The organism is Nocardioides sp. (genome assembly GCA_037045645.1).
Lineage (GTDB): Bacteria > Actinomycetota > Actinomycetes > Propionibacteriales > Nocardioidaceae > Nocardioides.
The window spans coordinates 336,731-349,405 of sequence record JBAOIH010000001.1; the positions used below are offsets into that span (position 1 = coordinate 336,731).

The 12,675-nt window shown below is 67.1% G+C and carries 9 protein-coding genes and 1 pseudogene; 6 read left to right on the forward strand and 4 right to left on the reverse strand.

Going from position 1 to position 12,675, the window contains the following annotated elements; all coding sequences use genetic code 11:
- The first annotated feature begins 16 nt into the window (after positions 1-16).
- The 6 genes and pseudogenes from V9G04_01660 (at position 17) to V9G04_01685 (ending at position 7,261) form a co-directional block, all read left to right on the forward strand.
- Positions 17-802, forward strand: coding sequence for an NADH-quinone oxidoreductase subunit J (locus V9G04_01660; GenBank protein ID MEI2712019.1), 786 nt, complete (start codon positions 17-19; stop codon positions 800-802).
- Positions 803-804: 2 nt separating this feature from the next.
- The gene (gene nuoK / locus V9G04_01665) at positions 805-1,095 is read left to right on the forward strand and encodes an NADH-quinone oxidoreductase subunit NuoK (protein ID MEI2712020.1); all 291 of its coding nucleotides are present in this window, start codon (positions 805-807) and stop codon (positions 1,093-1,095) included.
- An 11-nt stretch (positions 1,096-1,106) separates the two neighbouring features.
- Positions 1,107-3,059: an NADH-quinone oxidoreductase subunit L gene (gene nuoL, locus V9G04_01670; GenBank protein MEI2712021.1), complete on the forward strand. Its 1,953-nt coding sequence runs from the start codon at positions 1,107-1,109 to the stop codon at positions 3,057-3,059.
- Positions 3,056-4,591: an NADH-quinone oxidoreductase subunit M gene (locus V9G04_01675; protein MEI2712022.1), complete on the forward strand. Its 1,536-nt coding sequence runs from the start codon at positions 3,056-3,058 to the stop codon at positions 4,589-4,591. Before nuoL ends, V9G04_01675 begins: the two co-directional genes overlap by 4 nt.
- Before the next feature lie 68 nt (positions 4,592-4,659).
- Positions 4,660-6,242 (forward strand): annotated as a pseudogene (gene nuoN, locus V9G04_01680) (NADH-quinone oxidoreductase subunit NuoN).
- A 74-nt stretch (positions 6,243-6,316) separates the two neighbouring features.
- Positions 6,317-7,261, forward strand: coding sequence for a polyprenyl synthetase family protein (locus tag V9G04_01685; protein ID MEI2712023.1), 945 nt, complete (start codon positions 6,317-6,319; stop codon positions 7,259-7,261).
- Positions 7,262-7,419: 158 nt separating this feature from the next.
- Here V9G04_01685 and V9G04_01690 read toward each other — a convergent pair whose 3' ends face one another.
- The 4 genes from V9G04_01690 to V9G04_01705 form a co-directional block, all read right to left on the reverse strand.
- On the reverse strand, positions 7,420-8,388 hold the full coding sequence (locus V9G04_01690) for an alkaline phosphatase PhoX (protein ID MEI2712024.1): 969 nt from the start codon (positions 8,386-8,388) through the stop codon (positions 7,420-7,422).
- Between the two features lie 61 nt (positions 8,389-8,449).
- Entirely contained in the window at positions 8,450-9,358 is a 909-nt protein-coding gene (rarD, locus tag V9G04_01695) for an EamA family transporter RarD (protein ID MEI2712025.1), read from the reverse strand.
- A gap of 66 nt (positions 9,359-9,424) precedes the next feature.
- The gene (locus V9G04_01700) at positions 9,425-10,507 is read right to left on the reverse strand and encodes a 2-oxoacid:ferredoxin oxidoreductase subunit beta (protein ID MEI2712026.1); all 1,083 of its coding nucleotides are present in this window, start codon (positions 10,505-10,507) and stop codon (positions 9,425-9,427) included.
- Positions 10,504-12,453 (reverse strand): 2-oxoacid:acceptor oxidoreductase subunit alpha, encoded by a 1,950-nt coding sequence (locus V9G04_01705; protein MEI2712027.1) that lies wholly within the window; start codon positions 12,451-12,453, stop codon positions 10,504-10,506. The genes V9G04_01700 and V9G04_01705 overlap by 4 nt, the downstream gene beginning before the upstream one ends.
- Between the last annotated feature and the right edge of the window lie 222 nt (positions 12,454-12,675).

Sequence of the window (12,675 nt, forward strand, 5' to 3'; positions counted from 1 at the left end):
GATCCTGGCACCGCTGATGGTGGCCGCCGCCCTGGGCATCTTGTTCGTACGCAAGGCCGTGCACGCGGCCCTGCTCCTGGCCGTGGTGATGATCAGCCTGGCCGTGCTGTACGCCTCGCTGGAGGCGCCCTTCCTGTTCGCCGTGCAGATCATCGTCTACACCGGTGCGATCTTGATGCTGTTCCTCTTCGTGCTGATGCTCGTCGGCGTGGACGCGTCCGACTCGGTTATCGAGACGATCCCCGGCCAACGGGTGCTGTCGATCATCGGTGGCCTGCTGCTGGGCATCCTGTTGATCCTGGGGCTGGCTCAGGTCACGCTCGGCGCCGCGACCGGCCTCACCGACGCCAACGCAGGGGGCAACGTCCAAGAGATCGCCAACGTGCTGTTCTCGAAGTGGATCTTCGCCTTCGAAGTCACCTCGGCCCTGCTGATCACCGCCGCGCTCGGCGCCATGGTGCTCGCACACCGTGAGCGCCTGGAGTCCAAACTCGGCCAGCGCGAGCTCGCGATGGGCCGGATGCGCGACTACGCCGAGTCCGGCAAGCCGCTCGGACCGCTGCCCTCGCCCGGCGTCTTCGCCCGCCACAACGCGGTCGACACACCGGCGCTGCTGCCCGACGGCACCGCAGCACCCACCTCGGTGTCCCGGGTCCTGGCCGCGCGCGGCACCGTCCGTTCGGCGCCCGCCATGGCCGAGGACATCGAGGAGATCAGCGAGCAGATCGGCGAGGACGGCTCCTACCCGAGCCCGTCAGGTCGTACGAGTGCCCCGGCAACCACGGAGGAGGACGTCCAGTGACGATGCACTGTGTGATCCTCTCGGCGATCCTGTTCACGATCGGCAGCGTGGGTGTGCTCACCCGACGCAACGCGATCGTCGTCTTCATGAGCGTCGAGCTGATGCTCAACGCGTGCAACCTCGCGCTGGTGACCTTCGCCCGCCAGCACGGCAACCTCGACGGACAGATCGCGGCCTTCTTCGTGATGGTCGTCGCCGCCGCTGAGGTCGTGGTCGGTCTGGCGATCATCATGACCATCTTCCGGACCCGTCGTACGGCTTCTGTCGACGACGTGAGCCTGTTGAAGTTCTGAGGGGTCCAAAGATGACAAACCTGTTCTTGGAAGGCGGCGCGCACGAGGTGCCCGTCGTCCACCCCGCCGGCGCTGACGGCATCTTCGCGCTGCTGTGGCTGATCATCGCGCTGCCCGCGCTGGGTGCGCTGATCCTGCTGGTCGGCGGTGCCTTCGCCAAGGGTGCGCTCGACAAGGTCGGGCACTGGATCGGCACTGCTATGGCGGCCGGCTCGTTCGTACTCTCGCTGGCGTTGTTCTTCGCGCTCCTCGGCCGTGACGCAGGCGACCGGCAGATCGGCCAGCACCTGTTCACCTGGTTCGAGACGCCGAGCTTCACCGTCGGCATGGACCTGTTGTACGACCCGCTGGCCGCGCTGTTCCTGCTGCTGATCACCGGTGTCGGCTCCCTGATCCACCTCTATTCGGTGGGCTACATGGAGCACGACCCGCGTCGGCGCCGGTTCTTCGGCTACCTCAACCTCTTCGTCGCCGCCATGCTCACCTTGGTGTTGTCGGCCAACTACCTCGGCCTGTTCCTGGGCTGGGAGGGTGTCGGCCTGGCGTCCTACCTGTTGATCGGCTTCTGGCAGCACAAGGACTCCGCCGCAGCGGCGGCCAAGAAGGCGTTCGTGATCAACCGTGTCGGTGACATCGGGCTGGTGCTGGCGATCTCGCTGATGTTCGTGACGTTCGGGACCACGTCGTTCGAGGGCGTGTCGGCGGTCGCGGGAGAGGCGTCGCACAACACGCTGAACGCGATCGGCCTGCTGCTCCTGCTCGGCGCCTGCGGCAAGTCCGCCCAGGTCCCGTTGCAGGCCTGGCTGCTCGACGCGATGGAGGGCCCGACCCCGGTGTCGGCGCTGATCCACGCGGCGACCATGGTCACCGCGGGTGTCTACCTCGTGACGCGCTCGAACTTCATCTTCGAGAACGCGTCGACCGCGCAGACCGCCGTCGTCATCGTCGGTACGGTCACCCTGCTGTGGGGTGCGGTGATCGGTTGCGCCAAGGACGACATCAAGAAGGTGCTGGCAGGCTCCACGATGAGCCAGATCGGCTACATGATGCTGGCCGCGGGCCTCGGGGTCTATGGCTATGCCTTCGCGATCTTCCACCTGCTGACGCACGGCTTCTTCAAGGCCAACATGTTCCTGGGCGCCGGCTCGGTGATGCACGGGATGAACGACGACGTCGACATGCGTCATTACGGGGCTTTGCAAAAGGCGATGCCGGTCACGTTCTTGACGTTCGCGATGGGGTATCTCGCGATCATCGGATTCCCCGGCTTCTCCGGCTTCTGGTCCAAGGACAAGATCATCGAGACCGCTCTGGCCGACAACTGGATCATTGGCCTGTGCGCACTTTTGGGTGCGGGCATCACCGGCTTCTACATGACCCGGCTGATGCTGATGACCTTCTTCACCGAGAAGCGTTGGGAGAAGGACGTGCACCCGCACGAGTCGCCCAAGGTGATGACGATCCCGCTGATCGTGCTTGCGGCGTTGTCGGTGCTCGGCGGTCTGATGCTGATGGGCAACTGGATCGTGGAGTTCCTGGCCCCCGTGGTCGGCACCGCGCCGCACCACGAGCCCCCGCTCGCTCCGATCGTGGTCACGCTGCTGGCCGTCGCGGTGGTCGCCGTGGGAGTCACCCTCGCGTGGTTCCTGGTCGGCAAGCGTGACGTACCGCGCGTCGCTCCGCAGAACGTCTCGGTGCTCACCCGCGCCGCACGTGCCGACCTGTTCGGCGACGCGATCAACGAAGGTGTCGTCGTCGGTCCTGGCCGGGTTACCGTCGCGACCCTGACCGGGATGGACAACCACGTGATCGACGGCGTGGTCGAGAAGAGCGCCGGCACGCTCGGCGGGTTGTCGCACTTCGTACGCCGGGTCCAGAACGGCTACGTACGCTCCTATGCCCTTTCCGTGCTCAGCGGCGTGCTGCTGCTGCTCGTGGCTGTTTTGGCGGTGAACTTCGCATGACCGACTTTCCCTGGCTGACCGTGCTGATCCTGGTGCCGCTCGTCGGCGCCGTGGTCACTGCGTTCGCGCCGCGCAACAGCGCCAAGGCCATCGGCTTGGGCGCTTCCGTGCTGACCCTGGTGCTGGCCGTCGTCGCGGCGACCCAGTTCAAGACCGGAGGTGAGGGCCTGCAACTGGTCGAGGACGTCGACTGGATCGCTCCGCTCGGCATCCACTACGCGCTCGGCCTCGACGGCCTCGGGCTGCTGATGGTGCTGCTGACCGTCGTACTCATCCCGCTCGTGCTGCTCGCAGCCTGGCCGGACGCCGAGGAGGACGGGTCTGCCGGTCCTAGGTCCTTCGTGGCGTGGACCCTGGCGCTCGAAGCGATGTCGCTGGCGGTCTTCACCGCGACTGACGTGTTCCTCTTCTACGTCGTCTTCGAGGCGACGCTGATCCCGGCGTACTTCCTGATCGCGGGCTTCGGCCGCGAAGGCCGCTCGCGGGCCGCGGTGAAGTTCCTGATCTATCAGCTCGCCGGCGGTCTGATCATGCTGCTGTCGGTGATCGGGCTGTACGTCCAGGCGAGCAAGACCGGGTCGGCGTCCTATCTGCTCACCGATCTCTCGCAGCTCACCCTCGACCCGACGGTCGAGAAGTGGCTCTTCGCCGGGTTCTTCATCGCGTTCGCGATCAAGGCGCCGATGTTCCCGGTGCACACCTGGCTGGCCGACACCACTCAGAAGGCGTCGACCGGAGTGTCGGTGCTGCTGGTCTGCATCCTCGACAAGATCGGCACCTTCGGGATGCTGCGCTTCTGCCTGGGGCTCTTCCCCGAGGCGTCGAAGTGGGCCACCCCGGTGGTCGTCGTGCTCGCCTTGATCTCGATCATCTATGGCGCGCTCGTCGCGATCGGCCAGGACGACGTACTGCGCCTGATCGGTCTGACCTCGCTGTCGCACTTCGGTTTCATCGTGCTGGGCATCTTCGTCTTCAACGCCAACGGCGGCGCGGGCGCGATCTTGTACATGGTCAACCACGGCATCGGCACTGCGGCTCTGTTCCTGCTGGCAGGCTTCCTGATCCGGCGTACGGGCACCGCGTCGATCAAGCAGATGGCGGGCCTGGAGAAGTCGGTGCCGATCCTGGCCGGCTTCATGCTGGTCGCCGGTCTGGCTGCCTGTGGCCTGCCGGGCCTCTCGCCGTTCGTGTCCGAGGTGCTCGTCGTGATCGCGGCCTTCGACCACGCGTGGTGGGCCGGCGCGGTGGCCGTAGTGGCGATCGTGTTGGCGGCGATCTACATTCTGTGGCTCTATCAGCGCACCTTCACGGGCCCGCGCGAGTTCGAGCCAGTGAGTCACGACCTCGGCGGTCGCGAGATCGGTGCGGTCGCACCCCTGCTGATCGGGTTGCTGGTGTTCGGGTTCTATCCGATGCCGCTGCTCAACGTGATCAATCCCTACGTCGAAAGCACGCTCACCCACGTCGGCGTGGCCGAACCCGGCCCCACCGTGCCCGCGGGTGAGGCAGCACAGGAAGGGGCGCACCAGTGACCGCGCTCGTCAGCCTCGCCTCGGTCTTCGCCGCCGAAGGTGACGGCCCCACGTTCGTCAAGCCGACGCTGGAGTACGGCAAGCTCTGGCCGCTGTTCGTCGTCTTCGGCGTCGCCTGCCTGGGCGTGCTCCTGGAGGCGTTCCTCCCGCGAGCCCAGCGCTATCTCGCGCAGTCGGTGTTGGCGGTGGGCGGCCTGCTCGTCGCACTCGTCGGCACCGTCCAGGTGGGCCTGGACCTCGAGCCGCTCAAGAACGCCGACGACGCGGTCGTCGCGCGCGGCGTGATCGGCTCGATGGGCACGATCGCCATCGACGGTCCGGGCGTATTCGTGTGGGGCCTGATTCTGATCCTGGCGCTGATGGGCGCGCTGTTGTTCGCCGAGCGTCACCTGGAGGGCGGCGTGTCCGCCTTCGCGGGCCAAGCAGCGGCCCTTCCCGGCACCGAGGCCGAACGCAAGGCGTCGACGTCCGGCCTGGAGCACACCGAGGTCTACCCGCTGATGCTCTTCGCCGTCGGCGGCATGATGCTCTTCCCCGCAGCCAATGACCTGCTGACGATGTTCGTCGCGCTCGAGGTGCTCTCCCTGCCGCTCTACCTGCTCACCGGTCTGGCGCGTCGTCGGCGCCTGCTGAGCCAGGAAGCCGCCCTGAAGTACTTCCTGCTCGGTGCGTTCTCGTCTGGGTTCTTCCTCTACGGCGCGGCGCTGATCTACGGCTTCGCGGGCTCCATGGAGTTCGGTCAGATCGCCGTGGCGATCGAGAACAACCTCGACGACCGGGCGCTGCTGGTGATGGGTCTGGCGCTGCTGCTCGTCGGTCTGCTGTTCAAGGTCGGCGCGGTGCCGTTCCACGTCGTGGACGCCGGACGTCTACCAGGGTGCGCCGACTGCCGGTGACCGCCTTCATGTCGGCGGCCACCAAGGTCTCGGCGTTCGGCGCGATGTTGCGCCTGCTCTACGTCGCCTTCGGCGCCGACCGGTGGGCCTGGCAGCCGTTGCTGTGGATCGTGGCGATCCTGTCGATGGTGGTCGGCACCATCTTGGCGCTGACCCAAAGCGACGTGAAGCGGCTGCTGGCGTACTCCTCGGTGGCGCACACCGGGTTCATCCTCACCGGTGTCCTCGGCTTGCGGGCCGCGAGCCAGACCACCCCGGGCTCGCTGACCTCGTTGCAGGCGGTGCTGTTCTATCTGACGACGTACGGCTTCGCGACGCTGGGCGCGTTCGCGCTGGTCTCGATGGTGCGCGACGGCAGTGGCGAGATCACCTCGCTGAAGCGTTGGGCCGGCCTGGGCAAGGTCTCGCCGATCATCGCCGGCGTGATGGCGTTCTTCCTGCTCGCGATGGCGGGCATCCCGTTGACGTCCGGCTTCATCGGCAAGTGGGCGGTCTTCGCGTCGGCCTTGTCGGCCGGAGCCTGGCCGGTCGTGCTCGTCGCGATCGTGGCGAGTATGGCGGCGGCGTACTTCTATGTGCGCGTCATCGTGCTGATGTTCTTCTCCGAGCCCGAGGGTGACGGCCCGGTCGTCACCTACCCGAGTGTGCTGACCTCCACCACGGTCGCGACCTGTGCGGCGCTGACGCTCGTGCTGGGCGTCGTACCGGGTCCGCTGCTCGACCTCGCCGGCCGTGCTGGAGAGTTCCTGCGGTGACGGCTGATGTTCCTTCCGCTGGGCTCGCGTTGCCGATCGGCGACGCGAGCCTTGCTCAGCGCCTGAACGACCGGATGGCGTTGGTCGAGAAGATGCTGCTCGGCCACGTGCAGGGGCGTACGCAATACGTCACCGACGCGGCCTCGCACCTGTTGCAGGCAGGGGGCAAGCGGTTCCGTCCGTTGCTGGTGTTGCTGGCTGCCGAGGCCGGGCCGTCTGCCGACAATCCCGAGGTGCTCGATGCGGCCTGCGTGGTCGAGCTGACGCACATCGGCTCGCTCTATCACGACGACGTGATGGACGAGGCGGAGTTGCGTCGTGGCGCCGACTCGGCCAACGCGCGCTGGGACAACCACGTGGCGATCCTGACCGGCGACTTCCTCTTTGCGAAGTCGTCGGAGTTGACTGCCGGCCTGGGGCCGGAGGCCGTACGCATCCAGGCCGAGACGTTCGCGCGACTGGTCGAGGGCCAGATCCTGGAGACGGTGCCGCCGTCGTCCGAGGAGACCGCATTGGCGCACTACCTCGAGGTGGTGGATGGCAAGACCGGCTCGCTGATCGCGACCTCGGCGCACTATGGCGCTTTGTTCGGTGGTGCCTCGCGCGAGGTGGTCGAGGCGTTGACGGCGTACGGCGACATCGTCGGCGCGGCCTTCCAACTCAGCGACGACATTCTCGATATCGCCTCGGAGTCGGACGAGTCGGGCAAGACGCCGGGCACCGATCTGCGCGAGGGCGTCCCCACCCTGCCGACCCTGATGGTGCAGCAGGCCACGCGCGAGTCTGGTGACCCCGCCGACGCGCGCCTGGTGTCGCTGCTGTCCGGCCCGATCACCGACGACGCCGAGCACGCCGAAGCGCTGGGTCTCTTGCGAGCTCACCCCGCCATGGCGCAGGCGCGGTCGTACGTCGTCGGCCAGGCGGAGAAGGCCAAGGCGCTGCTCTCGGTGCTCGACGAAGGCCCCGTGCGTACGGCGCTGGAAGACTTCGCCGACCTGGTCGCCACCCGCACCGCCTGACCTGTCGCGTCTGCTCCGCGCGAGGGCGTCGACCTGTCGCGTCTGCACCGCGCAACCCCGCCCACCTGTCGCAAGTGCACCACGCGAGGCTTGGACCTGTGCATAAAGTCGAGCACTTGCGACAGGTCAGGGCCGTCTGCGGGAGCACTTGCGACAGGTCAGGCGGAGGCGGAGAGGGGTGCGGCGAGCGCCAGCCGCGCGGCGGCGCTGAGGTCGAGCAGGACGTCGGCTACCCGCAGACCGGGGACGGCGGAGACGCGGTCGGTCGTGAGAGGCACCCACGAACCGTCCTTGGCACGCACTGAGACGGTCCCGGCGCTGAGCAGTCGCCGGTTGTACGACGCGGCCAACGGGCCGGACGAGTCGTCGAAGCGCTGCTTGGACACGAATCGGAACCACTGACCGTCCGAGGCGACCATGGTGACGACCACGCGGTCGTCGTCGTTGAGGGTGGTCGCCGACTCGGCGTGGTCCATCCGGCCGAGCATGGTGAGCTTGCGTGGGCGTGAGTGGGGGCGTACGGGGTCGATCTCGACCATCCAGCCAAAGCGCTGCGATTCGCGTTCTCCACCGAAACGCCCGTCAGCCGTTGCCCAGGAGGCGGGCGGTTCGAGCAGCCGCTCGCCCGCGATCACGGTCGACCACGGGGTCGTGCCGCCGCGGGTCAGCCCGATAACACCGAGGATCCGACGCCCTCCCGGGTCGGCCTTCGTACGAATCTCGGCGTGACCATAGAGCGGCCCGGTGACCTTGCAGACCGTACTGCCGGTGACGCGACGGTTGTACGGAGCCTTGCGCGGGCTGAGCTGGCGCCACACCCCGTCTTCTGAGCGCACGGTGACGAGAGAGAGACCCTGCGACGCGATCTCCACCTTCGCGCGGGTGCGCACGTCGAGTTCGCCTTCGACGAACATCGACGCACCCGGCACCGGGACGTGGCGCAGCACCAGGATCCGCTTGTGCTCGTTGAGCGGCACCTCCGCGAGCCGGTCGAAGCGCGGTCCGATCTGTCCAGCGGCAGCTGTGGGCGTCTGACGGTGGATGTCGAAGGCCGGTGCCTCGGGCAGGACGCGGTCACCCCACGCAAGTTCGATCTCGACAGGACTGAGTGCGGCTCTGATTGCCATGGCGCCAGCGTCACGAGCGCCGATGAGCACTTGGCGGATCAGGAGTGGCCTGCAGATGAATTCACAGCGCCGAAGCGTCGGCCGCCAGCCGCAACTGCCGTCGTCGATGCCGGATCGCCTCGAAGGTGAAGAGGATCAGCGCGATCCACACCAAGACGAACCCGATCCATCGCCCGGCGGGCATGTCTTCGCGAAACCACAACACGCCGAGCGCGAACTGCAGCACCGGCGCGAGGTATTGCAACAACCCGATCGTGACCATCGGGACGCGGACGGCTGCCGCGCCGAAGCACAGCAGCGGCACGGCGGTGACGATGCCGGTCGACATCAGCAACAGCACGTGGCCGGTGCCCTCCGCGGCGAAATGCGACTGATCTCGCGAGGCCAGCCAGGCCAGATACCCCGCGGCGAACGGCGCGACCAGCAGCGTCTCCAGCGCCATCGACTCGATGGCGTCCACGCCTGCCAGCTTCTTGGCCAGCCCGTACGTCCCGAACGAGCACGCCAGCACCAGCGCCACCCAGGGCGGGTGGCCGTACTCGATCGTCAGCACCACGACCGCTGACGCCGCGATCGCCATCGCGAGCCACTGACCGCGCCGCAGCCGTTCCCCGAGCACGACGATGCCCATCAGCACTGTCACCAGCGGGTTGATGAAGTAGCCCAAGGACGACTCGACCACGCGGTCGTTGTTGACCGCCCAGATGTAGGTGCCCCAGTTCAGGCTCACCACGCACGCCGCGAGCGCGAGCAGCAGGAAGGTACGCCGGTCGCTGAGGATCGCCCGGAACTGGCGTACGCGTCGGAACGCGAAGACCAGCACCGCGAGTGTCAGGCAGGACCAGAAGATCCGGTGGGCCAGGATCTCGCCAGCCCCGGCGGGTTCGAGCAGCGGCCAATAGAGCGGGAACAGCCCCCACAAGACGTACGCCGTGACGCCGAAGAAGAACCCGGCCCTACTGTTTGACACCGGCAAAATCTAGCGCCGATTCTCACGGCCGTCCGAACCGGTCCGTGAAGGGTGCATCCCTAGGTGCTAGACGACCGTCCAGGTGTCGCTGCCGGTGATCAGCGCCGACAACCGCGCCTCGTCGTCGCCCTCGACTCCACCGCGAGCGGTGGTGATCTGTGCGCGCGCCTGGTCGTCGTACGCCGGGCGCTCCACCTGCCGGAAGATGCCGATCGGCGCCTGGCTGAGTACGCCGCCATCGGTGAGCCGCGAGATCGCGAACGCCGTCGTCGGGTCGGGGTTGTGCGCGTCGTGGACCAGGATCGCGTCCTCGCCGACGGAGGCCACGTCGACGACTTCGACGCCACCGGAGGCCGAGCGTACGAGACCCCGAGCCCCGTCGACGCCGAAGCGGATCGGCTGGCCGTGTTCGAGCGAGATGATCGCGTCGGCCTTGGTGTCCGGGGACTTCACGGCCGCGAAGGCGTCGTCGTTGAAGATCGGGCAGTTCTGATAGATCTCCACGAACGACGTGCCCCGGTGCGCGGCAGCGGCCGACAGCACCGACGTGAGGTGCTTGCGGTCGGAGTCGATCGTACGAGCGACAAAGGAACCCTCGGCACCCAGCGCCAGCGAGATGGGGTTGAACGGGTTGTCCAGCGAACCCATCGGTGTCGACTTGGTGACCTTGCCCGGCTCGGAGGTGGGGGAGTACTGACCCTTGGTGAGTCCGTAGATCCGGTTGTTGAAGAGCAGGATCGTCATGTTGACGTTGCGGCGCAGCGCGTGGATCAGGTGATTGCCCCCGATCGACAACGCGTCGCCGTCACCGGTGACGACCCACACCGACAGGTCCTCGCGCGCGGTCGCGATGCCGGTCGCGATCGTCGGAGCGCGGCCGTGGATCGAGTGCATGCCGTAGGTGTCGAGGTAGTAGGGGAACCGCGACGAGCAGCCGATACCGGAGATGAACACAATGTTCTCTCGGCGCAGTCCGAGGTCGGGCAGGAACGACTGCACGGCCTTGAGGACGGCGTAGTCACCGCAGCCTGGGCACCAGCGCACCTCTTGGTCGGAGGTGAACTCCTTGGCGGTCTGGGGGCCGTCGGCGGCAGGGATCTTTTCGGTGCCCGTACGAAGCCCAGGCAGGTTCAGGTCGGTCGTCGTCATCGCGACGAGGCCTCCTTCGTGCTCGTGATCGTCACCGCGTCCTCGACGGACTCGGTGTCGGGGTGGATGACGTCGGAGAGATCGACGGGCATGCCCTCAACCTCCGAGACCAGGTCGCCGATGGTGCGGGCGAGTTCGTGACTCTTCAGGGGCAGGCCGCGCACCTGGTTGTAGCCGACCGCGTCGACGAGATATTCGGCGCGCAGCAGCATCCGCAACTGGCCGAGGTTCATCTCGGGCACCAGCACCTTGTCATAGCGGCGCAGGATGTGGCCCAGGTCCTTGGGCAGCGGGTTGAGGTGGCGCAGGTGGATCTGCGCGACGTCGTAGCCGGCCCGGCGTACGCGTCGGACGCCACCACCGATCGGGCCGTATGTCGAACCCCACCCGATCACCAGCACCCGGGCCTTGCCCGACGGGTCGTCGATCTCGGTCGGCGGCAGCGACTCCGCGATGCGCGCGACCTTGGACTGGCGCAAGCGCACCATCCGGTCGTGGTTGGCAGGGTCGTACGAAATATTGCCGGTGCGGTCGGCCTTCTCCAGTCCACCGATGCGGTGCTCCAGACCGGTCGTGCCGGGCACCGCCCAAGGGCGTGCGAGGGTGTCGGGGTCGCGGCGGTAGGGCTCGAACTCTCCGTCCCCGAAGTCCTCGGCCTTGGCCTGGGCCGGGTTGATCGTCGGCAGCGTGCCCTGCTCCGGCACCCGCCACGGCTCGGAGCCGTTGGCCAGATAACCGTCCGAGAGCAACATGACCGGCGTGCGGTAGGTGACCGCGATGCGCGCCGCCTCCAGCGCCGCGTCGAAGCAGTCGCCGGGCGAGCGGGGCGCCACGATGGGTACGGGTGCCTCCCCGTTGCGTCCGAACATCGCCTGCAACAGGTCGGACTGCTCGGTCTTGGTCGGGAGGCCGGTGGAGGGACCGCCACGCTGCACGTCGACGATCAGCAGCGGGAGTTCGGTCATCACGGCCAGGCCGATGGTCTCGGACTTCAGTGCGATGCCGGGGCCGGAGGTGGTGGTGACACCGAGGTGCCCGGCGAACGAGGCACCCAGCGCGGCACCGATGCCGGCGATCTCGTCCTCGGCCTGGAAGGTGGTGATGCCGAACGACTTGTGCTTGCTGAGTTCGTGCAGGATGTCGGAGGCCGGGGTGATCGGGTAGGAGCCGAGGAAGACCGGCAGGCCCGACTGCACGCCGGCGGCGACCAGGCCGTACGCCAACGCGAGGTTGCCGGTGATGTTGCGATAGGTACCGGGGTCCATCGGCGCGGACTTCACTTCGTACTGCACCGCGAAGGTCTCGGTGGTCTCGCCGAAGTAGTAGCCGGCCTTGAATGCGGTGATGTTGGCATCGCGGATGTCGGGCACCTTCGCGAACCGCTTGGCCAAGAACTCCTCGGTCGTCTCGACCGGGCGACCGTACAACCAGGACACGAGGCCGAGGGCGAACATGTTCTTCGCGCGCGAGGCGTCCTTGCGCGAGAGGCCGAACTCCTTGACCGCCTCGATGGTCATGCCGGTGAGGTCGAACGTATGGACCGAGTAGCCCTTGAGCGAGTCGTCCTCAAGAGGGTTGGAGGTGTAACCGGCCTTGGTGAGGTTGCGCGTGGTGAAGTCGGCGGTGTCGACGATGATCGTGCCGGCGGGTCGCAGGTCTTGCAGGTTGGCCTTCAGAGCTGCCGGGTTCATCGCGACCAGCACCTCGGGAGCGTCGCCGGGAGTGAGTACGTCGTAGTTTGCGAAGTGCACCTGGAAGCTGGAGACACCGGGCAGGGTGCCCTGGGGTGCACGGATCTCGGCGGGGAAGTTGGGGAAGGTCGCCAGGTCGTTGCCGAACGCCGCCGACTCGGCCGTGAACCGATCACCGGTCAACTGCATGCCGTCGCCGGAGTCTCCGGCGAAGCGGATGATCACACGATCGAGTTGTTGGACCTGCTTGCTCACGCCAGAACGCTTCTTCCTGATGGGGTCGGTGCAGCGACGTCCCAGGATAGTCCGCGAACTCGAGGGTTGGACAGGTGTCCAGCGTGACGCGAGACACGCCTCGCGGCTGCCCGTTGTCGCCAGGGGGGCGAAAGTTGTCCACGAGGTGAACGGCAGCGGTCGGGGAAGTGAGCAAACTCACTGAAGAGCTGACGCGTGTTTACACAGCCAACTTTCACGCCT